This window comes from Pedobacter duraquae, from assembly GCF_004362245.1.
GTDB lineage: Bacteria > Bacteroidota > Bacteroidia > Sphingobacteriales > Sphingobacteriaceae > Pedobacter > Pedobacter duraquae.
Map to the genome: position 1 here is coordinate 1,201,643 of NZ_SNWM01000001.1, position 21,122 is coordinate 1,222,764.

17 protein-coding genes are annotated in these 21,122 nt (G+C 43.6%); 8 read left to right on the forward strand and 9 right to left on the reverse strand.

The annotated features are described in order from the left end of the window. Positions 1-11: 11 nt before the first annotated feature. From CLV32_RS05185 to CLV32_RS05195, 3 genes are read right to left on the reverse strand one after another with little or no spacing between them, the layout of a single operon-like run. Positions 12-629 (reverse strand): HAD family hydrolase, encoded by a 618-nt coding sequence (locus CLV32_RS05185; RefSeq protein WP_133553069.1) that lies wholly within the window; start codon positions 627-629, stop codon positions 12-14. A gap of 16 nt (positions 630-645) precedes the next feature. After that, complete coding sequence (locus tag CLV32_RS05190; protein ID WP_133553071.1) at positions 646-1,671, reverse strand: cytochrome d ubiquinol oxidase subunit II; 1,026 nt, start codon at positions 1,669-1,671, stop codon at positions 646-648. Positions 1,672-1,675: 4 nt separating this feature from the next. Then, a complete protein-coding gene (locus CLV32_RS05195; protein WP_133553074.1) occupies positions 1,676-2,995 on the reverse strand; it encodes a cytochrome ubiquinol oxidase subunit I in 1,320 nt (439 codons plus the stop codon). A gap of 156 nt (positions 2,996-3,151) precedes the next feature. On the opposite strand from CLV32_RS05195, the gene CLV32_RS05200 reads away from it, so the two are divergent. After that, entirely contained in the window at positions 3,152-3,556 is a 405-nt protein-coding gene (locus tag CLV32_RS05200; protein ID WP_133553076.1) for a hypothetical protein, read from the forward strand. 15 nt (positions 3,557-3,571) lie between these two features. Here CLV32_RS05200 and treY read toward each other — a convergent pair whose 3' ends face one another. Continuing rightward, a complete protein-coding gene (gene treY / locus CLV32_RS05205; RefSeq protein WP_133553078.1) occupies positions 3,572-7,624 on the reverse strand; it encodes a malto-oligosyltrehalose synthase in 4,053 nt (1,350 codons plus the stop codon). Then, on the reverse strand, positions 7,617-9,467 hold the full coding sequence (gene treZ / locus CLV32_RS05210; RefSeq protein ID WP_133553080.1) for a malto-oligosyltrehalose trehalohydrolase: 1,851 nt from the start codon (positions 9,465-9,467) through the stop codon (positions 7,617-7,619). The genes treY and treZ overlap by 8 nt, the downstream gene beginning before the upstream one ends. A 240-nt stretch (positions 9,468-9,707) precedes the next feature. On the opposite strand from treZ, the gene CLV32_RS05215 reads away from it, so the two are divergent. Genes CLV32_RS05215 through CLV32_RS05230 form a run of 4 tightly spaced genes read left to right on the forward strand, consistent with a single transcriptional unit; the run spans position 9,708 to position 12,424 of the window. Further along, entirely contained in the window at positions 9,708-10,538 is an 831-nt protein-coding gene (locus tag CLV32_RS05215) for an ABC transporter ATP-binding protein (protein WP_133553082.1), read from the forward strand. A 7-nt stretch (positions 10,539-10,545) separates the two neighbouring features. Next, on the forward strand, positions 10,546-11,325 hold the full coding sequence (locus tag CLV32_RS05220) for a hypothetical protein (RefSeq protein ID WP_133553084.1): 780 nt from the start codon (positions 10,546-10,548) through the stop codon (positions 11,323-11,325). Beyond that, the gene (locus CLV32_RS05225) at positions 11,325-11,708 is read left to right on the forward strand and encodes a GntR family transcriptional regulator (protein ID WP_133553086.1); all 384 of its coding nucleotides are present in this window, start codon (positions 11,325-11,327) and stop codon (positions 11,706-11,708) included. The genes CLV32_RS05220 and CLV32_RS05225 overlap by 1 nt, the downstream gene beginning before the upstream one ends. Further along, positions 11,705-12,424, forward strand: coding sequence for a hypothetical protein (locus CLV32_RS05230; RefSeq protein ID WP_133553088.1), 720 nt, complete (start codon positions 11,705-11,707; stop codon positions 12,422-12,424). Before CLV32_RS05225 ends, CLV32_RS05230 begins: the two co-directional genes overlap by 4 nt. Positions 12,425-12,430: 6 nt before the next feature. Here the strand turns inward: CLV32_RS05230 and CLV32_RS05235 are convergent, their stop codons facing one another. Further along, positions 12,431-14,395: a beta-galactosidase gene (locus CLV32_RS05235; protein WP_133553090.1), complete on the reverse strand. Its 1,965-nt coding sequence runs from the start codon at positions 14,393-14,395 to the stop codon at positions 12,431-12,433. A 150-nt stretch (positions 14,396-14,545) separates the two neighbouring features. Here CLV32_RS05235 and CLV32_RS05240 point away from each other — a divergent pair, with 150 nt between their 5' ends. Then, positions 14,546-15,919: an NAD-dependent succinate-semialdehyde dehydrogenase gene (locus tag CLV32_RS05240; RefSeq protein ID WP_133553092.1), complete on the forward strand. Its 1,374-nt coding sequence runs from the start codon at positions 14,546-14,548 to the stop codon at positions 15,917-15,919. A 6-nt stretch (positions 15,920-15,925) separates the two neighbouring features. On the opposite strand, the gene CLV32_RS05245 is transcribed toward CLV32_RS05240, so the two are convergent. Beyond that, on the reverse strand, positions 15,926-16,588 hold the full coding sequence (locus CLV32_RS05245; RefSeq protein WP_166641885.1) for a DUF1345 domain-containing protein: 663 nt from the start codon (positions 16,586-16,588) through the stop codon (positions 15,926-15,928). Positions 16,589-16,702: 114 nt separating this feature from the next. Between CLV32_RS05245 and CLV32_RS05250 the strand changes: the two genes are divergently transcribed. Together CLV32_RS05250 and CLV32_RS05255 are read left to right on the forward strand one after the other, a co-directional pair. Beyond that, positions 16,703-16,927, forward strand: coding sequence for a hypothetical protein (locus CLV32_RS05250; RefSeq protein WP_133553096.1), 225 nt, complete (start codon positions 16,703-16,705; stop codon positions 16,925-16,927). A 358-nt stretch (positions 16,928-17,285) separates the two neighbouring features. Further along, positions 17,286-18,101 carry a murein L,D-transpeptidase catalytic domain family protein gene (locus CLV32_RS05255; protein WP_133553098.1) on the forward strand — a complete coding sequence of 272 codons (816 nt, stop codon included), beginning with the start codon at positions 17,286-17,288 and terminating at the stop codon, positions 18,099-18,101. Here CLV32_RS05255 and CLV32_RS05260 read toward each other — a convergent pair. Both CLV32_RS05260 and CLV32_RS05265 read right to left on the reverse strand, forming a co-directional pair. After that, the gene (locus CLV32_RS05260) at positions 18,066-19,649 is read right to left on the reverse strand and encodes a L,D-transpeptidase scaffold domain-containing protein (RefSeq protein ID WP_166641886.1); all 1,584 of its coding nucleotides are present in this window, start codon (positions 19,647-19,649) and stop codon (positions 18,066-18,068) included. The two genes, CLV32_RS05255 and CLV32_RS05260, sit on opposite strands and share 36 nt — an antisense overlap. Before the next feature lie 58 nt (positions 19,650-19,707). Further along, the gene (locus CLV32_RS05265) at positions 19,708-21,117 is read right to left on the reverse strand and encodes an efflux transporter outer membrane subunit (RefSeq protein ID WP_133553100.1); all 1,410 of its coding nucleotides are present in this window, start codon (positions 21,115-21,117) and stop codon (positions 19,708-19,710) included. Positions 21,118-21,122 lie beyond the last annotated feature (5 nt).

Here is a 21,122-nt window from a genome sequence, read left to right on the forward strand (position 1 = left end):
ATTTACAGGAATTATCCGAATTTAAACTGATCGATTCTGATCCAATGCATGCCTGCCGCTTCTGCCGCCTGCACCCCTGGGTTTCCATCTTCAAAAACAAGGCATTTCGAGGGGTCTACACCAAGCAATTCTGCAGCTTTTAAAAATGGATCAGCAAAAGGCTTACCACGTTCAGTATCTTCAGAACAGACCAAAACTTCAACCAGGTCAGAAATCCCAAGGATCTCCAGCGTTTGTGAAATGATTTTGGTGTCGCCGCCAGAAACCACACCGATTCGCACCTTACCAACATTAGCTTTCAGGTGTTCTACCACGTAGTCAATCGGGGTAATGGTACTCAAAAAACGTTCAGTGTAAATCGCCGCTTTACGTGTTACAAAATCAGCAGGCACAAGTGACGCATTGTACCGGTTATTTATTTCCGCTACAACATTGGCAATTGGCCATCCGGCCAGCTCGTCAATAATCGCGGGATCAAAAACTACGTTGCTCTCCTTCGCCGTTTCTAGATAAGATAGCGTATGCTTAGGCATATTATCAGCCAGCGTACCGTCGCAATCGTATAAAAAAGCTTGATATTCTCCTTCAGAAAGTGCGGAAAGACGTTCAAAATTGGATTGTTCAGTCATTATAAATCATTTAATGTTAATGGCCCGATTCTTCGGAACCTGGCTTACGGGTTTGAAAAATATAGATCAGGTAGATCAGGGCAGGTAAAATAAATAAGCTTCCGATCAGCAGGGCATAACCCAGACTTTCTATGGTTTTAGCTTGTCCCTGATGGAGGAGCAGCGACAATTTCTCACCATGTTTCATTAATACGATGTTTGGAAAATGTGTATATGTAGCGGCAAAAAGAATCATCGTGACCTGGAAGCCCGCGAGAAGCCTTAGCCAAACATGTTTTTGCTTGTCCAGCAGATAAACCATAATCAGGAGTGAGATACTTGCAGAAACAATAGCAACTATTCCAGGCAAACGTCCGAAGATCCAGTTAAACACGGGAATCTGATCTGCGTAAGCCGCAGCAAAAACCAACCCTCCACTTATCATAACAATTAGAATACTACGTTTTGCCTTTCTGATAAAAAGTCTTTCGTCTGCGGCACTATCGGCCTGTCCGATGATAAAAATTGTGGCCAGATAAGCACAGATGCTTACCGTAAAAAGACCTACAGTTACGGAAAACAAATTGAACCAGCTAAAAACATAAGCAGAGAGGAAGTCTGCAGCCTGTGTATCAATTCTTCCGGACACACTGCTGGCTGCAATAATGCCCAGAAAGAAAGGCGTAATCAGGCTGGACCAGGTAAAAATCGGCGTATATATTTTCTGCATACCATCTTCTACGGCATCATAATTTCTGAATACAAATGCCGTGCCCCGTGCGATAATACCTAACAACATACAGACCAGCGGAATGTGCAGGTATACAGATACTGTTGTGTAGATTTTCGGAAAGCCTACAAACAGGATCACAATGGCGATGATCAGCCACATGTGATTGGCCTCCCAAATCGGCCCAATCGCTTCGTACATTGTCCTTCTTGTTCTTGCCTTATTCGCTTTGCTGCTAAACAACTCAATAATGCCAGCACCGAAATCGGCTCCACCCAAAAGTACATAAAGAAGAATTGAGGCCCAGAGAAATATGATAACAACGTAGAGCATAAGCTTAGGATTGAGTTGATGAATCGTATAAACGGCCAACCATGGTTATTTGTCGGTACAACAATAAACTCACGATGCAAGATAAAGAAATATATACCGCTGTAAAAAGGTAGAATGACCAAGCAATTCCCGGCATTGGGGTAACCGCATCTGCCGTACGCATAACACCGTGGATAATCCAGGGCTGACGGCCCACTTCTGTTACTGTCCAGCCCGCTTCGAGTGCTATAAAGCCCGCAGGGGTGGCAAATACAAAGACTTTATGCATCCAGTTCTGCGCAAGCCAATTTCTTTTTTTCCATAGGGCAAAGAAATACAGCGCAGCAATGCCCAGCATAATCATCCCAAGGCCTACCATGATCTGGAATGCGTAATGGGTGACGGCTACCGGCGGGCGATCGGCCTTGGGTATGCTGTCCAGCCCTTTAACTTCCGACTTAAAATCTCCATGCGCCATAAAGCTGAGCATTCCCGGAATCTCAATAGCATACTTTACAGTCTCATTTTTTTCATCAGGAATGCCACCTATAATCAGTGGTGCAGACTTTTCTGTATGGAAGTGTGCTTCCATAGCGGCCAGTTTTGCCGGTTGCCTGTTGGCAACATCCTTTGCAGAGATATCACCACTAAGGGGTTGTAAACAAGCAGCTATAGTAGCAAATATTGCAGCAATCTTAAATGCTTTATGATGGAACTGTACATTTTTATTCCGAAGAATCATCAGGGCATGCACACCTGCAACAGCAAAGCCTGTTGAAGCAAAGGCAGCAATACTCATATGAAGCGCCTGAGAAAACCAGGCATCATTGAACATGGCTTTTACAGGGTCGATGTTAAAATACTGGCCGTCGGCAAACTCAAATCCCGCCGGACTGTTCATCCAGGAGTTTGCTGCAACAACGAGAATACCTGATAACAACCCACTGATTCCCACTACAACGCCTGTAGCCCAGTGGAACCAGGGTTTCAATCTGCCCCAGCCATACAAGTAAAAGCCGAGCGCAATAGCCTCAATAAAGAACGCGGTACCTTCGAGGGAAAAAGGCATTCCAAATATCGGACCTGCATGTTCCATAAATTTAGGCCATAACAGACCAAGTTCAAAAGAAAGTACTGTACCTGATACTGCCCCGGTAGCAAAAAATATGGCTACGCCCTTACTCCACGCTTTCGTCACATCGCGATATACAGGGTTTTTAGTTTTTAACCAGATAAAATGAGCAACAGTCATAAAAAATGGCATCACCATCCCGATGCAGGCAAACACAATATGAAAACCCAGGGAAAAAGCCATCTGAAGTCGCGCGGCAAGAAAATCATCCATATACTGTGCTTTAAATCTGAAACAATTGATCTATACTGGCAAATGTAATCGTTCTGTTACGGGATTGTTGGCACCTGATTTGGAAAATCGTATTTTATTGCAATTTTTAAACACTCTAAATAACAAACAAAACTATCCGCTGGTTGTAGTACCAATATGCTGTCCAATCCACCAATCTACTGGCTATTTATTCTCGCCCTTCCAATTGCCTGCATGGCATGGACGGTTACCCATGAAGAGGTTTTCAGGGAGCCCCGAGAGTACTGTATCAAATGGTCTAAAGAATCAAGCACCCTCTTTAAAAGGAAATTCTTTTACCTGTTTACCTGCGAATATTGTTTCAGCCACTATGTAACAATCTTTGTGCTCCTACTTACAGGTTACAAACTTTATGCAACAGACTGGCGTGGTTATATCCTTGCCGGCTTTGCCTTAGTATGGATAGCGAACATCTATATGAGCCTGTACAATATCATCAGGATAGACTTAAAAAAAGAGAAACTCATTGCTCAAAGAGAAGAGCAGGCAATTGAAGAGGATAAGCCGACCATTGAAATGTAGCCTATCCTCATCCAATCAGATTCTTCCGTACCGTTTCGCCAATTTCCCCAACCACTGTTGATGTGATTTTTTCAATGCATCCTGCTGCATACGCCAGATCCAGTTTTTATCTGTCGACGAAGGCACATTTATCCGCGCCCTACCGTCCAACCTTAATATATCCTGCAAGGGGATTATCACAATCCTGGCGTTCGATGCATAGGCCATCCTGATGAGCTCATCATTCACCGTGTCAGCCTTTACTTTATGGCCCAGGTAGGCACTGATATTTTTCTTATCTTTCTCGTTAGCCTCTGTCGTATACCAACCCAAAAGTGTATTGTTATCATGGGTACCTGTGTATACCACACAGTTTTCTGTTTCATACTGATGCGGAATATGAATAGAATAAGGCATATCGGATCCAAAAGCAAACTGTAGAATTTTCATGCCGGGCATTTTAAATTCGTCACGCAGGGCATATACAGGCGCATCAATTTCTCCAAGATCTTCGGCAACAAATGGAAGTGTGCCGAATTCTGCCAGCATGGTCTTGAAGAAATCGCTTGCCGGGCCTTGTACCCAGACGCCATTGACTGCATTTTCTGATCCTTCCGGAACCTCCCAGAATGCAGAAAATGCCCTGAAATGATCCAGGCGGAGGAGGTCGTATAGTTCAAAATTTTTCCGCAGCCGTTTTATCCACCAGTTATAGCCCGTTTGCTGCATCTCCTTCCAGTTGTACACGGGCATCCCCCATAGCTGACCACTTGCATTAAAATAATCCGGTGGCACACCCGCCAGACCTAATTTATTGCCCGATTCATCCAGCTTAAAGAGCTTCGGTTTTGCCCAAACATCGGCAGAATCATAACTCACATAAAAAGGAAGATCACCGAATAAAGCTACTCCATTAATGCTGCCATATTCTTTCAGGTGTTTCCATTGTTTAAAAAAGACAAACTGAATCCATTTCACTTCTGCAATTTCATCTGCCTGGTTTTGCTGAAGTTTGAGTAGTGCCTCTAGATCTCTTTTTCGCACTGGCTCTGGCCAGGTAATCCAGTCTCCATCCGGATTAGATTTTTTAAGCACCGTAAAGAGGGCAAAGTCGTCCAGCCAATCTGCCTCATCTTCAATAAAGTGACGATAGGCAGGCAATAGAGGTGCATTTGCGCCCTGGTCAATAAAATTACGATAGGCGATCTTCAGCAGTTGGGTCTTAGACCTGTAGGCAGCAGCATAATCTATATCAGCTATAACGGAATTCTTAAAAGGCGCAAGGTCTTCTGCGCTGAGTAATTCATCATCCAGCAGTAACTCCGGACTGATGAGCATCTCGTTACCTGCCATGCTGGAAACAGAGCTATAAGGAGAAAAGGACTGTTCCGCAGTAATCGGATTCAGGGGCAGCAATTGCCAGTATTTCTGATGACTCGCTGCAAGGAAATCTATAAAAGATAAGGCCTCTGGGCCCATGTCACCAATACCAAAAGCAGAAGGCAATGCGGTCAGGTGCATCAGTATTCCCGCAGATCGATTCCCTCCCGGATGTTTTAGGTTCAGTATTGCGATCGGAAGATCTACGAAAACCTCCGAGATGAGCAATCCCTTATGTTGTTTGCCATTTTGCTTACAAAGACAACTTGTCCATGCTTCCGGAGCGTCATCAGGTAAGATGACACGTGTATTCTTCCAGTCAAGATCCTGCAATCCATGTTGCTTAACTTTAGAAATGGCAGCCAATTGCAGGGGTACAATCACCACAGTCCATTCTCTTTGATATATCCTGGCAAACGCGAGGATATGATCCTTGTATTTACCCCTAACCTTTAGCGGTAGGTAACTGGCCTGTGTAAATTCCTGCTCCTTCCTGAGTTTTAAAAGTTGACTTTGTAACCAAAGCTTGATTTTTCCATTGTAACGCTCCTCCCACAACTCCCTGAGGGAAACGCCGTCTGCGCGGAGTGCTTTCAGCCAGGTATTTCTCAACGTGTAGTCAACAGGCCTTCGGTTATCAGGATCTACCAGGCTCAAATCCCAGAGCTCCGTACCCTGATAAACATCGGGCACACCCGGACAAGTAAATTTAAGTACCAGCTGCGCCAGCGAATTGATGATACCGTAGTCTGAAAGCTCGCGCTGGAAATCAGTAAACTTATGGTGAAAAGGCTCTGTTGTGCTTAACAGACTGGCGGCGAATTGCTGTGCCGCTTTCTCATAGTTTTCAGCCGGCTCTGCCCAAGTTGTTTTCCTTTTTGCTTCCCGCAATGCTTTTTCCAGATATGCACTGATCCTCAACTGATAGTCAGGCTCTTCTTCTCCCGGCATGGGTAGGCTGCCTGACAGTGTCTGATAAATCAGGTACTCATCATTTGCATCTGGCTGCCCTTTTATTTTAAACTTCTTGTTCTGTTTTTTCCCACTTTTTATCAGTTTTATCCATCGTTTGCTACAATCTGTGAGCACATTTAAACGTGCTCGCACATCCTCGCCACGCTTGGTATCATGCGTAGCACTCGCATTCAGCGAAAGCGGCCAATTTTTTTGTCTATCCAGCATCCGGTCATGAAACTCCGCTCCCGTGATCCCAAATCCATCAGGAGAATCACCAACTTCGTTATTCCCAATGAACCTGTTGTAGGTATACATCAAGGTATCCTCTACGCCCTTTGCCATCAGAGGCCCGCTGAACTGCATGCAACGCTTAAAAAATTTTGTGATCTTGTCCTGAAAAGCCTGTTCATCTGTTACATCTTTTTTGAGCAGCAACTCGTGCAGTACACGAATCGACAAATTGTCAAGATTATCGAGGTGTTCAAGGAGATCAAAAATACCTTCGAGTTCTTTTTTCTGCCCGCCTTTCAGCGGAAAGTGCATGCCATAGAAACGATAGATTGGGCAATGCACCAAAAACTCACCTAACACCTTTTTGAGATCCTCAGGTTCCGGGTTTTCGCTCGAACCCACATCATCTAATTTCAACTCATAAAATAAGGTACACAAGTTTCTGAGCTCTCCACCCATGTGGTTTTCCAGAAATGCCCGCTTCTTCTCATAAATCTGTCCGGCAATATCCTGCTTATCGGGACTGATCTTTTGGTAAAAGGCCGAAAAGTCGGCCTCGGCATCGCCGTTTGTAAAGAGGTTATTCACCGTAGCAAGAAATTCATAACCCGTTGTTCCCTGGATTGGCCAATTGGCGGGAAGGACTTCACCATCCTCCAGAATCTTTTCAACAACAATATAAGTGTCCTCGCCAACTGCATCCCTAAGACGTTGCAGATAAACACCCGGATCGTAAAGACCGTCGATATGATCAATTCGTAAGCCCTGGAAGATACCCTGACCAAGCAGATCAAATATATAAGCATGGTAGTGTGCAAATACCTCTTCATGCTGCATATTTAAGCAGATGAGACTATTGACGGTAAAAAAACGTCTGTAATTGATTTTATAATCTGTTTCCTGCCAGCTGCACAGCCGATAGAATTGCTTTGATACCAGTTCTTTTAAAAAGTGTTTATCCTGATTAACCGCTTCAAGACCCTTAGATCTACCTATTTCATTACGAGACTCCACATTGAGCGGCCATAACGTCCCCCGATAATCCAACTTAAAAGCACCATCCTGATCTATAACCCGTAACTCTTCACGGTTGATCACCTCATCAACCCCATCACCAAGAAAGGGTGCCATTACAGGTTCAAAATTTTTGTCTGCCCAATTGATATCGAAATACTTCACGTAATTTGAAGCCGGTCCTTTCTCAAGTACATCCATCAGCCAGCTGTTATTTTGATGGTAGGCCATATGATTGGGAACGATGTCCTGGATCCAACCCATGCCCCGATCTTTTAGCAGGACGGCAATCGTTTTAAGTTCCTGCTCAGTACCAATTTCAGGATTGATCCGGTGTGGATTTACAGTATCATAACCATGCATACTTCCCGGACTTGCCTCAAAAATAGGCGAGGCATAAATCGTCTGGATGCCCAGATCGCTGAGGTAGGGAATGATTTCTTTGAAATCCTTAAAAGTAAAATCCTTATGAAACTGTACCCGGTAAGTTGAAGTAGGCTTATGCATGCGTAGAAGTATATATGATGATTGATTCGGGTTGAAGCGTTAAGTGGGGTTGTCCGGTAAAATTTAATGATGCCGCAATTGGACCGCTCCATTGCGGATCTGATGAGTCCAGCACGCAACTGTAGTTTACTAAAGACTCAGCTACTGATACTGATTGAATGACATTGGAAAAATTCATAAAGCACATTACGCGGGTCGTATCGTCCCATCTTTCCAAAGCCAGGCAATTTTGCGCGGGAAAACATTTTACAGAAAGTTGATTACGGTCACCATTATGCAAAACAGGCAAGGCTTTCCGCAAAGCGATAAGCTTTTTATAAAATTTAAACAATACCTGTCCCTGATGCTGTTGCAGCAACTCCCAATCCAATTTAGAACTCAGGAAAGTTTCTTCAGATTCTGGATCCGGTGCCTCCCCTTCTTCATGAAAAGCAGCAAATTCTGATTTACGTCCTTCGCGCACAGCTTTGATCAGTTCAGGATCAGTATGACTCACAAAATAAAGAAAAGGGTTTCTTGTCGCCCATTCCTCGCCCATAAATAACATGGGCAAATAAGGGCTCACCATAACGGTACCCGCAAGCAGCTTCAGCATATGGAAACTATATAACATACTACTCCGCTCGCCGAGCATCCTGTTCCCTACCTGATCGTGATTTTGGGAGAATACGACAAATTTTTCTCCCGGAAATCCGGTTGCAGAGCCGCCAAAATGTTTATCGCGATGTTTTGAGTATTGCCCATCGTACACATAAGCAGTTGTAAATGCTTTGGCAAGCGATTGAAGTCCGCTAAAGTCTTCATAATATCCCTGCGCCTTTTCTCCGGCTGTAACACGCAGGGCATGATGAAATTCATCAATCCATTGTGCATCCATGGCGTAGCCGTTCTTTTCCGGCGATTCTAAAAAGCGTGGATCATTCAGATCGCATTCAACAATAAGCTGTAGGGTTTTACCCAAATGCCTGCCGAGTTCCTGAACTGTCTGTGATAGATCCTGTAAAATATGGCGGGCGCTAAGGTCTTTAATGGCATGCACAGCATCCAGTCGTAAAGCATCTACATGGAAATCACGGAACCACATTAATGCGTTCTCCAGAAAAAAATCCCGCACGCCATCGCAACCAGCATCATCAAAATTAATTGCCTTTCCCCAGGGGGTTTCGTACTTATCAGTAAAATAAGGCCCAAAAGATTCAAAATAATTTCCCTCAGGACCAAAGTGATTATATACAACATCCAGAATAACAGCCAGGCCTTTAGCATGACAAGCGTCTACGAGCTCCATAAAACCTTGTGGTCCACCGTATGAATTTTGTACTGCATAAGGGAAAACGCCGTCATAACCCCAATTTCTATCGCCGGGGAACTGCGCTATAGGCATAATTTCTATGGCCGTAATTCCCAGTTCAACCAGGTGATCCAGTTTATCAATAATTCCCTCAAAATCCCCCCTTTCACTGAAAGTCCCGGTATGGACCTCGTAAATCACGTATTCGGAGAGCGGATGGGGAATCCAGCTCTGATCTTTCCAATGATACATACGGGTGTCAAAAACCGTTGATTCGCCATGCACCCCCTCAGTTTGATATAAGGAAGTCGGATCTGGCAGTACCCGATGGCCATCCAATAAAAGATGGTACTGGTCACCGTTCTTAAGTGGAGCAGCCTTGGCCTCCCAATAGCCATTCAAGTGTTTTTCGAGTGCAATCACACTACCGCGGGAAGGAATAACTACCGCCAGACTTATCGCTTTGGGAGCCCAGATTCTTACAGACACTGAACCAGTTTCTGAAAAACAAATACCGAGTAATCTTTCCTTGAGATCATTCTTTGTGAACATATAGGTAGGAATCAAAAAGTCAGGATAAATGTTTTGCTTTTCTCTATTATTTTGAGTGGGCGTTTACTGCTAGCACCTTCCCTGCCCGAGTTAAGCCGTCATTTAAGCCAGTTGGCAAAATAGATTGAAAGTATTTATGAAATTGTTTCAGAAACTATTTTGAAATCTGAAATGTAAACGTACATTTGTAGTGTACTATCTAACTAGTACACCAATATAGCAATACTTAGAACTCAAAATATGATCAAACTCGCTAACTTAAGTTTCGGATACAGCAAAAAATCGTTGCTGTTCAGGAACCTTTACCTGGATCTGGAAGTAGGCCATATCTATGGATTGCTCGGAAAAAACGGCGCTGGAAAATCTACCTTATTAAAAAATCTGGCCGGACTTGTTTTCCCGAATGCTGGAACTTGTAAGGTAAATGGATTTTTGGCCAGCGACAGGAAGCCTGCTTTTCTGCAGGAACTGTTTTTTATCCCTGAGGAGATGCACATGCCTTCAGTAACTGCTACGCAGTTTTTGAATAACACAGCAGCATTTTATCCCAAATTCGACGCCATTCAATTTCATAAAATCCTTGCTGAATTTGATGTTCCTTCAAACAGCCTATTGAACAAACTGTCTTTCGGTCAGCAGAAAAAAGTAATGATCGCCTTCGGCTTGTCAACAAACACGTCTTTACTGATCATGGATGAACCGACAAATGGCCTTGATATTCCTTCAAAAATCCAGTTTAGAAAAATCATTGCTTCCGCACTTACTGATGAACGCTGCATAATTATTTCTACCCATCAGGTGCGTGATCTGGACAGCCTCATCGATACCCTACTGGTTTTACACGAACAGAAGATCATCCTGAACAAGAGTCTCGATGAAATTGGGGAGCGCTTGCTATTCAGCGCTGCGGCACAAGCCAATACTTCGAACATCCTGTATGCTGAAGAAAACTCCATGGGGGTCAACACCATTAGTATCAATGCGCAGCAACGGTACAGCAAAGTTGATATGGAACTGCTTTTTAACGGCCTACTCAGTAATCAAGCCGCCCTCACCCAATCCCTTAAATAAAATTCTCATGAACAATACATTTAATTTCAACCGCTTTTCCTTACTGTTCAAGAAACAATTTGTTGAACAACGCAGCACATACTTCATGTCTACTGCGGTACTGTTTGGCTTCCTAACCGTCCTGCTGGGTTTTTCTACCTACGCCAACGAAGGCTACGTGGCTGCAAAAGTTCAGTTTACTTTCATGGTGTCCGTTCTTATGTTCGCAGGAATTATTTTCACCAGCATGGTATTTTCCGATCTCGGAGATAAGAAAAAAGCAATTCCAATCCTGACCTTGCCTGTATCGCATCTGGAAAAATACCTGGTAGCATGGCTCTACTCCTTTCCAATCTACATGTTGGTATATTTCATTTGCTTCTATACCGTTGATGGCCTAACAGTATATATCGGCAACATGCATGTTGTGCATAAAAACGAAGTACTTAGCTTATTTGACCAGGAGTTGAAGCCGTACCGTGTGCTCCCTGTATTTGCAGTATTGCATGCGATAGCATTTTTAGGAGCTATATTTTTCGAGCGACTTCATCTCATAAAAACTGCATTTGCGACACTGATCTTCGTATTTGGGATCTTTTTACTCAACCAGCCGCTTATTAAAATGATCTTCAAACCCGAAGTACGTAATGCTGTTCCTTTTGATAACGTAGGTGTAGTTGATGGAGACAATGTGTGGTATATTGATTCAACAAAAGATAGTATTCATATTGTGAGCGTCCTTTTGGTGCTCTTGATGGTTATCTTCTGGACAAGTGCTTATTTTAAACTTAAAGAAAAGGAAGTATAATGGAATTCAGAGAAAACGAAGCTATATACCTGCAGATAGCAGCCTATGTAGGAGAATTCATCATGCTCGGAAAATGGGCAGATGAACAGAAGATACCCTCTGTAAGGGAACTTGCAGTAGATCTGCAGGTAAATCCAAATACCGTGGTCCGCGCCTTTGATTTCTTACAAAGCAGAGAAGTGATCGTCAACAAACGTGGTATCGGATTTTTCATCGCTCCTGATGCAAAAAACAAGATCAAGGCATACAGTAAAGAGCGCTTTCTGGGGCAGGAGCTTCCGGAATTCTTTAAAAACATCTTCCTGCTCGATATCAGCATGGAAGAAATTAAAGAGCGATATGAACAGTTTAAACAAGAAAATTACCAAAACAAACAATCATGAAAACGAGCACAATCTTAATTATATCGGCAGTAGTTATCACCATCACAGCGTTAACCGCCTATAACTTTACACTGCGTGCATCTTACCTGAAAGGTGATTACAAGAATCCTTTTTATGGGATGGAATTCACGGCAATTAAGGATCTCAAATCCGTTACCATCAGCAGTGCTAATCTCGTATCAGTAACCATTGAGCAAGGTGCTAAAGAAGGGATCTGGATCAGTAATAATGCAGAGCAAAAGGTAAGCTGGTCTCATGATGGAGATAATTTACAGATCGATCTGACTAAGAAATCTAAGGTTGAGAGAGACCGTATTTACGGGCGCTCGATTGTTGTCGTAACAAACCATCTCGATCAGGTAAACACGAAGTCACTCTTCAAAACCGCCGACGATGAAAATTCTTATGTAAGTGGAGAAGTCACCATCTCTGGTTATAAGGAAGGGTCCCTGCAACTTGTGATGGACAGGGCTTCTACGGTGTTTCTGGATAAAAATAAGTTCCAGAGCGTTAAGGCAACCGTAGGTGATGCTCAGCATGGGGGTAGCAGCCTGACGGTATCGAAAGACAATACCATTGCTTCTGCCGACTTTACCGTTGCAGGAGAGAGTAAACTGAGTCTTTCGGGGCCGAACATCATCAAAACAAGCTATAACCTTTCCGATAGAGCTACAGTATCATTAAACGGAAAAACGTTACAGGCAATTATACATTAACATAGTTTACCCGGAAGCAGACCATTTCATTACCATGGTCTCTTCTGGATTAATTGTTATCCTACCATCATCCTGTACCAATCCGCCACCATCAGCATACAGGCAATCGGCTTTTAGATTAGGTGCTAAAAGATCCAGAAATTGCTGCTCCCTGTTTTTGTTGATGAGTATTGTAATCCATTCAGATCCCGATTGAAGAACCTTAATCAGCACTTTGGGCTGATGTTCTTTAAATACAAACAGGCTGTCGCTGATAATCTGTTCAAGTTCACACTTAAGTAACTGCACCAGCGTTGAATAATCTCCCTCAATCCGGGCAGCCAGGCCCACCAATGCTGGCATATAGAGTACCTCTCCTTTGCCAAATTGATTGCGTACCGCAACGATTTCCGTACCATCGGCGGCTACCACTTTGCCAGTAAGTAGTTTAAGTGAGGCTTTCCACAGCGTTGCCGACAAATCTAGTTCCGGATCCTGCATTGGAAACTTAAAAAGATGATCTATAAATTTGAACTCCCCGACTGTAGCGCCAAATAAAGCTTCAAAAGGAAAAGCGCTACCCATTAGGGTAAATGCCCGCTCATCATAATAAGCAGTCAACCCATCAACAATTAATTTACCACCTCTGAATACAAAATCATGGAATGCCTGCCAATGGGTAGAGGGAATACTAATCTGATGTGAAAGAATCAAGGCTTCGCCAGAGTAATCTGCGCGACTGAAATCAAACTCCCTGATTTCTTTAAAACCAGCATGTACGCCTATTTCAGCAAGTGCCTCAAAATAGGAAAGGGCTGATTTCATAGCACCACCAACAGTCCTTCCTTCATATACCTTTCCAGGGATCTGGAGCGCACGCTCCACCCACATGGATTCGCGGGTGTAGATAATATTAATTTTTGATGCACATACCTGGACATCTGCAAATACTTCAGCATGTAGCCTAATTGTGTTGATCACATCTGTTGCCACCCGCATACGTTTTGTGGGTTCATTCTGGAAGTCGAGCATCGCCCACTCCCCTGCCTCAAAACCCGATCGCCTTGGGTTTAGGCACCAGAAAATGGAGCCTTTACTCCCAGCACCTATTGTTATCCATAGCCACTGTGCTATTTCCTGTTCCGTCGGACACATCGGATCAAAAGCACTGTAGGTATTGTTACCTCCCTGCAACTCGGTCATCAGCCAGGGAATATCACCTGCACCGGAACGCAGAATTTCGGAATTGGCCGACATAGCTATCGCATACTGCTGGCGGTCAAAATAACCAAAATGCCAGCTCGCATGTGCCGAGCCACCAAGGCTGGTCAGGAAGCCACGCCAGGCAGGGAAATCATATTCCGCAGCATGCTGGAAAATTGCGTGGTTGTTTACGTGGATAATTGAACCTGGGTCATAACGATGAATTTCGTCAGTAAGCCACTTCAGGAACCAGGTATTATACTCAAGCAAAAAGCGCTCCTCAGCAAAATCCAGCCTTGTAAAACCGTTGCTGTTATACTCCATTTCTACTTCATTCAGTTTCCATGCGTCAAAGGCAGCATTGATTAATTCATTTTCTGGTAAAACGCCCGATCCCGGCTCATTGATCGGCACCCAACCATACAATGCAGGAAAATCCTTAAAATGGGTAACCAGATGTTGGATATAATTGGCAATCTCTGCGAGATTTGCCTCACTTTTAGCGAACTTAAAACCGCCAACATCCGTAAAAACCGTTGCCGGAAACAAATTGCCATATACCTTGATCCCGTATTTTTCGGCTGCTTCAAAAGCCATATCAAATAGGCTAAAATCCCAGGAACCATCTTGATGATGCATATAGCTCTCAAAAAGACGTATCCGTGTTACCGTCATGCCCGCATCCCGAAGTTGTTTAAACCAGTTATCGATCTCCCCGGCAGTTTGCCCGGGTTCGATAAATACTTCTGCGCCTATCTGTGGTAGCCTTTCTTTCTGCCTCTGATTCATGGGGTATGCCTTTTGATGAAAATATTTTTAGCACACTATGCAATATAATGTGTTATTCTGTCGTCTATTTATATGAGAGCGTTAATTTAAACGGGGGTATTTCGGACGAGATATCCCCGTTTCCTTTTTTATAACCAAATCTAAAAGCTTATGTCGATCACATCCATTAATCCGGTTAACGGATCCATCATCAAATCTTATACCGCAGATAGCGAAGAGGCTGTGTTGACTAAAATAGAAAGTGCAAATGCCGTTTGGCCTTCATGGAGCGCAGTCTCCTTTAAGGAAAAGGAAGCTCTATTGAAACATACTGCGGTTATTTTACGGAAAGGCAAAAATGAACTCGCACACCTCATGGCGCTAGAAATGGGGAAACCACTGCAGGGAGGGCTCGATGAAATTGAAAAATGTGCTACAGTATGCGAATATTATGCTGCCTCGGGAGCAACGCACCTGGCAGATCAACTCATCGAAACTGAAGCGTCAAAGAGCTATGTGAGCTTTCAGCCACTGGGGATAGTGCTCGCTATCATGCCCTGGAACTTTCCCTTTTGGCAAGTATTCCGCTTCCTCGCTCCAGGCTTGATGGCTGGAAATTGTGGCCTTTTAAAACACGCGTCTAATGTACCCGGTTGTGCTTTGGCGATAGAGAAAGTGTTGCTTGATGCAGGTTTTCCCGAACATGTTTTTCAGACCCTTATGGTCGACAGCAAAATCGCACAAAAGGTTATTGCCCATCCCCTGGTTAAGGCAGTAACGCTTACAGGCAGTACTGCAGCAGGAATGCAGGTAGCCAAACAGGCGGCAGGTTTATTAAAGAAAAGCGTACTTGAACTTGGCGGCAGCGATCCTTATCTGATCCTGGATGATGCTGACCTGGAATCAGCCGCAGAAATCTGTGCGCAAAGCAGGCTGATCAATAATGGACAGAGTTGCATTGCGGCAAAACGCTTTATCGTAACAGCAGGAGTTGAAGCAGAGTTCACGGCATTATTTACCGAAAAAATGGCATCAAGGGTGACGGGTGACCCTTTAACTCAAGGTACAGATCTGGGCCCTATTGCACGCGCTAACTTAAGGGACGAGCTTCACCAACAGGTAATGGATAATATTAAAAAAGGGGCCAAATGCATACTTGGTGGTGTAATTCCCGATTTTGATGGCGATCACGCATTCTATGGTCCAACCATACTTTCGGGAGTAAAAAAAGGAATGCCTGCTTATGATCAAGAGATATTCGGACCTGTAGCTACAATCATCAGCGCAAAGAACACTGCCGAAGCAATTTTTATTGCTAATGACACCTCTTTTGGTTTAGGATCAGCTGTGTTTACTACCAATATTGCCGAGGGCGAACGAATTGCACGTACAGCGCTGCAGGCAGGCTCTGCCTTCGTAAATGCAATGGTAAAATCTGACCCAAGGCTTCCTTTCGGAGGAATCAACCAATCTGGATACGGTCGTGAACTGGGACTGTACGGAATTCATGAATTCGTAAATATCAAGACCGTCTATATCAAGTAGTACCCTCTATTTAGCCGTGATCCCTGATATGATATTGATGCTTAGCGCAACAATAACAGTATTAAAGCCGAAAGCAATCATACTGTGCATAAGTGCTAGCCGTCGAATGCGGCGGGAACTGATCTCTACATCGGAAACCTGAAAGGTCATGCCGATAACGAAAGAAAAATAACAAAAGTCAAGATAGTCGGGCTCCTTTTCCTCAGGAAACTGGAGCCCTTCAGCAAACTTATGTCCCTTTTTTTCAGGATCTCCATAATATAGATGTGCGTAGCGAAATACAAAAAGTGTGTGCACCATAATCCATGAACACATCACCGATGCAATAGACATCAGGATATGAAATCTAAGGTCCCATCCCGATAATTCCTTTGTCGACTTCAACAAAAGGAGCACCACGAAAAGGCTAGCCAGTGCCGCTCCCAGTACAACCAAGAAAATCAGGGTCCGGCTTGAATCCTGTAGTTTGGCCTGCTGCTGCATTTCTATCGGGTGTACAGCCAACACTGTTATCCACGATAATAAAATCTGACTCAGTGCATAAGCCACCCAGACAATCATAAACTGCATGCCTCCGCCAACTTTACCATAAGTAAGTCCGAAGGTTATCGCTGCAATAATTACAGTAATGATTAATTTATGGTGTGCATCCAGCCAGATCAGTTTCATAAACAATAACGGCAGTATAGTTTTGCCATTACAATGCTACGTAAAAAAAAGAAGACCCGGAACCTGAGTAATATTGGCATCCAAATTGGTTTACATAAGTACAACCTAAATGCTATGAAAACGCTACCTTATCTTAAACAACTAACCTATGCCGTTATTATAATGGCCTTCCCCTTCATATTTTCTGCTTCTAAAGACTCTAGAGCCCCTAAACCTATAGAAATAAAGAAGGAAACCACTCAACCAACGGTTTACAACCCTGATGAAACCTTAAAAACGATCCGTACAACAGTAGATAGTTTGAAACGCACGGGAGCCGCACTGGCACAAATCAACTAATTTAGAGTTAACTACCTTTCCATCTTACAATAGTCGCGTCCTGTAAATTCTACAGTTTATACTGCCAAAGTATACACCTTACCGCCCTATACTACATTTCTATCCTACTATATTTCTGCATGTTAACACAGAATTACTAGCATACCCCCTTGTTTTACACCCTTGTTTCTCCTCCCGAGAACCGTCAGCAAAGGGTCAAAGAGCTATATATATTATAATTTTGTTTAATTTCTGCGTATATTTGTTCTACGCTAAAGAGCTCAACCATTTAAAAACGAACAATTTAAGATTCTATTTGACGCAAAAACTTACCTAAAATTCACGTATCAATACCCATAGCAAGACAAACCAATATTCTATGAGAAAATACATTTTAGGCGCAGCAGGTGTACTTTTAATCGGCTTTTCGCTTTTCATTACCAGTTGGAGATCGTCAGTAGACTCTAAGCCAGTTCAACACAGCATTTCTGAAGATTCTTTGTATAGCAAGTACATCGCAGACTTATATAGTTCTGCCGAATTGGAACAAAGTGGGCTTAACATTGCTGTATTCGAAAAAGCCGTTACAGGCTATTACAACCTAAAAAATGCGGGTAAACTTTCTAGCATGAAATCTATTATCAGTATTGCTGATATGGATCGTCCTAGTACCAGCAAACGTTTGTGGATTATAGACCTTGATAAAAAAACATTATTGCTCAATACCTGGGTGGCCCATGGCCAGAACACGGGTGATGATAAAGCAACACGTTTTTCAAATGTCGATGATTCATACCAAAGCAGTTTAGGGTTTTATGTTACCGGCGAAGTTTACAACGGTAAACATGGCCGTTCCCTGAAGTTGGATGGAATGGATGACGGATACAATGACAATGCGCGTAAACGCTCGATCGTTGTACACGGAGCAGCTTACGTTAGTCAGGGTACAATTAATGCACTCGGCAGACTAGGTCGCAGTCAGGGATGCCCTGCTGTAGCACCGGAACTCGCTGGTCAGGTTATCCAGACCATAGAAGGCAAAACCGTATTGTACATCAATGGTACAGATCAGGCTTATACTTCCCGGTACCTGAATGAGCATATGGCAGCAAGTTATGCCGGTATAGCTACAAAAACCATTACCGACACAACTAAAATATTAGCTTCCGCTCAATCGCTGAAGGTAGGTATATAAGACTATATCAAGTCCGTAAACATCTTTCCTAAACTGCAGACTTCCATTTGGATCTGCCCAGGCAGTGAAATAGGTTAGGTAAACAGGAACTTTCTTAGGTAAACCGATATCTGTGGCCGTGGCATTGTCCTCGGCCATATTTTTTCTGATCAGTTCAAACTTCGGCCCCTCGCCAAATAAAGCTTTTGCCAGCTCCTCTGGTTTCTGCACACGCACACAACCATGACTTACTGCCCGCATATCCTGATTAAAAGCTGCCTTAGCCGGGGTATCATGCAAATACACGCTACTTTCGTTGTTAAATAAGAACTTGATCTTTCCTAATGAATTCTCTTCGCCGGGCCGCTGTTTAAAGCTATAAGTTTTGCCCGGGTTGCCCACAGACCAATCGATAGTTTCCGGATCTTCAACTTTTTTGCCATCCTGATATACATCGATGTTATGGTTAGACAGGTAGTAGCGATCGGAAGCAGCATACTTTGTAATTTCGTTTGTTGCAATGCTCTCAGGGATATTCCATACCGGGTTTACCTGAACGCTGTGAATCATGCTGTTTAGTTGTGGAGTTTCCCTCGAAAACGGGCGATCCTTTTTCAAATCGTTCTCATCATATTCCTTTAAATTATCCGAGTAATCTTTATTTCTGCCTTCCCCAACACATACCTTCATATCCAGCACAGATTTACCATGATCCATCACATCGAGTTTAAAGTCAGCAATGTTCACCAGTACATATTTATCCTGTGTAGGTTTGTTCTTCCAGCGCAGACGTTCTAAATTTACTGTCAACACGCGTTGAGATTCTTCGGGAGTCATCTTGCCATCTCGAGCACCACCTGCCAACGCTTTTTGCAAAGCAATATACTGAGGATCTTTAGGCTGAATGCTATCCAAAAAAGCCTTTACATCGCCAATAGCAAAAACACGCTGCATGGTATTGCTATCAGGCCTTTTTGTTTCCGTGTAATAGTTTGCGTAAATTTTCCTCGGACTTAAGATGCCATACTGCAGCGCATTATTATAATTGATCAGCGAATTTGCAGTAAGGATCTCCAGATCCGCGAGCTGCTGATAAGCCTCTTCCTTGCTCTTAATCGCTTTTTTATCATAGAACTTACCAACGAGCGTATTCAGCTCGGTATATTTAAATATCTCAGGATCCAGGCCATGTTCGGCAGATTTACCAAGATACTCAGTAATTGTTTTTAACTGCCCTTTTGGTAAATGCTGTAATACCAGGACCGGTTCATAATCATGTTGTTCGTAAAATGCAGTGATCAACTTAGGGTTGCTTAAAGCAGCCTTACTGGTAGCAAGTGTTTTCTTCAGCACTACCGCAAAAGAATCACTGTTCAGATCTTTAAAAGCCTTGTTTTTTGTCTCTCCATAAAGCGCTTTGGATATGTCCGAACGATTCTTCTTACCACAGGATGATAGGATAACAGAGAGCATCGCAATTAAGAACAGCAGCGGTAGCAGGGCACCTGACGAGCGCTTTGTGCGGAAATTATGGAGGGTATTTTTTGCAGATTGTTGAGGTAGAATCATACCCCTATAAGGAAAAAGATCCCCTTTTGTTTGACTACATCAGGGGATCTTTTAATTTTTATTTCCAACCGCCCCCTAAAGCACGGTAAAGGTCTACTTTAGCTTCCAGCTGCGCTGTGCGCAGTGCTGCAAGGTCCAGTTCGCCCTGTAATGAGTTTCTTTGCGCAGTAATTACCTCCAGATAATTAGCCATACCGTTCTTAAATAGCATGCTCGAATTCTTAACTGCAGTTTGCAAAGTACGTACCCTCGAGCCAGCAACATCGTACTGAAGTTTGAGTTTTTGCGTTTTGATCAGCTCGTCAGAAACCTCAGCAACCGCTGTCAGCACAGTCCCTCTAAACTGAAGCACTGCTTTCTCGCGCTCTACCTTCGCAACTTCCACCTGGGTGGTGATGCGTTTCCGGTCCAGTATAGGCTGTGTTAACCCACCCGCAACGGCTCCAAAAAGAGAGGCAGGAATATTGAACCAGTTGCTTGCCCTAAAAGAATTGACGCCACCTGAAGCTGTTATTGTAACACTCGGATACAGGCTTGCTTTTGCAATACCTACATTGGCATTTGCAATCTGTAATGCCAGCTCCGCACTGCGCACATCGGGTCTTCTGCTCACCATTGCGGAGGGAAAACCAACAGCAAACTGATCATCAGCAGCAATCTCACTAAGTTTACCCTGACGCGCTATAGCTGCAGGAATATGACCAGTAAGCACGCTGAGTGCATTTTCCTGAATACCTATCTCCTGCTCCAGTTGTGGCATCAGCTGAACAGCAACCATCTGTTGTGCTTCCGCCTGCTGGATCGCCAGTGCTGTAACCTGTCCGGCATCAAACTGCAGGTGGATCATCCTTAACGTACTATCATTTAATGCCAGGTTTCGTTTAGCAATAGCCATTTGCGCATCCAGCATCAGCAAACGATAATAGCCACGGGCTACCTCAGCTACCAATGATGTTTGTACGGCCTTCCTGGCTTCAGAAGTTTGCAGGAAAGTGCTTAGGGCAGCTTGTTTCCGGCTCCTGATCTTTCCCCAGATATCTGCTTCCCAGGATAAACTCAGGTTGGCATTGTAATCCTCAATATGGGTGGTATTTAAAAATGTAGAGGTACTTAAGCCGTTCAGACTATTGTCTGATGGCCTTGATGTATTTGCAGTCACATTTAGAAATAAGGAAGGGATATTCCCAGCTTTTGATTGCGAATAAAGCAACGCAGAAGACTCCATATTTTTTAACGCAATCTGCAAGTCGTAATTCTTAACCAGTGCACTGTCAATCAGCGTGCTAATCGCAGGATCAGTAAAGAATTCTTTCCAGGGAAAAGTAGCGATGCTGGTACTATCTGTACTCGTTACGTCCCTGAATTGCGCAGGTGTTGCAGTTACCGGAGCTGATAGATCTTTCGACACCTTGCAGGCACTTAAGATCAACAGCAATAATACCGGTATAAACTTGATATATGTTTTCATTTCTT

Bases quoted from the DNA above. Each gene is read 5' to 3' on its own strand.
- CLV32_RS05185 (WP_133553069.1), bottom strand. From the start codon at position 629: ATGACTGAACAATCCAATTTTGAACGTCTTTCCGCACTTTCTGAAGGA.
- CLV32_RS05190 (WP_133553071.1), bottom strand. From the start codon at position 1,671: ATGCTCTACGTTGTTATCATATTTCTCTGGGCCTCAATTCTTCTTTAT.
- CLV32_RS05195 (WP_133553074.1), bottom strand. From the start codon at position 2,995: ATGGATGATTTTCTTGCCGCGCGACTTCAGATGGCTTTTTCCCTGGGT.
- CLV32_RS05200 (WP_133553076.1), top strand. From the start codon at position 3,152: ATGCTGTCCAATCCACCAATCTACTGGCTATTTATTCTCGCCCTTCCA.
- treY (WP_133553078.1), bottom strand. From the start codon at position 7,624: ATGCATAAGCCTACTTCAACTTACCGGGTACAGTTTCATAAGGATTTT.
- treZ (WP_133553080.1), bottom strand. From the start codon at position 9,467: ATGTTCACAAAGAATGATCTCAAGGAAAGATTACTCGGTATTTGTTTT.
- CLV32_RS05215 (WP_133553082.1), top strand. From the start codon at position 9,708: ATGATCAAACTCGCTAACTTAAGTTTCGGATACAGCAAAAAATCGTTG.
- CLV32_RS05220 (WP_133553084.1), top strand. From the start codon at position 10,546: ATGAACAATACATTTAATTTCAACCGCTTTTCCTTACTGTTCAAGAAA.
- CLV32_RS05225 (WP_133553086.1), top strand. From the start codon at position 11,325: ATGGAATTCAGAGAAAACGAAGCTATATACCTGCAGATAGCAGCCTAT.
- CLV32_RS05230 (WP_133553088.1), top strand. From the start codon at position 11,705: ATGAAAACGAGCACAATCTTAATTATATCGGCAGTAGTTATCACCATC.
- CLV32_RS05235 (WP_133553090.1), bottom strand. From the start codon at position 14,395: ATGAATCAGAGGCAGAAAGAAAGGCTACCACAGATAGGCGCAGAAGTA.
- CLV32_RS05240 (WP_133553092.1), top strand. From the start codon at position 14,546: ATGTCGATCACATCCATTAATCCGGTTAACGGATCCATCATCAAATCT.
- CLV32_RS05245 (WP_166641885.1), bottom strand. From the start codon at position 16,588: ATGAAACTGATCTGGCTGGATGCACACCATAAATTAATCATTACTGTA.
- CLV32_RS05250 (WP_133553096.1), top strand. From the start codon at position 16,703: ATGAAAACGCTACCTTATCTTAAACAACTAACCTATGCCGTTATTATA.
- CLV32_RS05255 (WP_133553098.1), top strand. From the start codon at position 17,286: ATGAGAAAATACATTTTAGGCGCAGCAGGTGTACTTTTAATCGGCTTT.
- CLV32_RS05260 (WP_166641886.1), bottom strand. From the start codon at position 19,649: ATGATTCTACCTCAACAATCTGCAAAAAATACCCTCCATAATTTCCGC.
- CLV32_RS05265 (WP_133553100.1), bottom strand. From the start codon at position 21,117: ATGAAAACATATATCAAGTTTATACCGGTATTATTGCTGTTGATCTTA.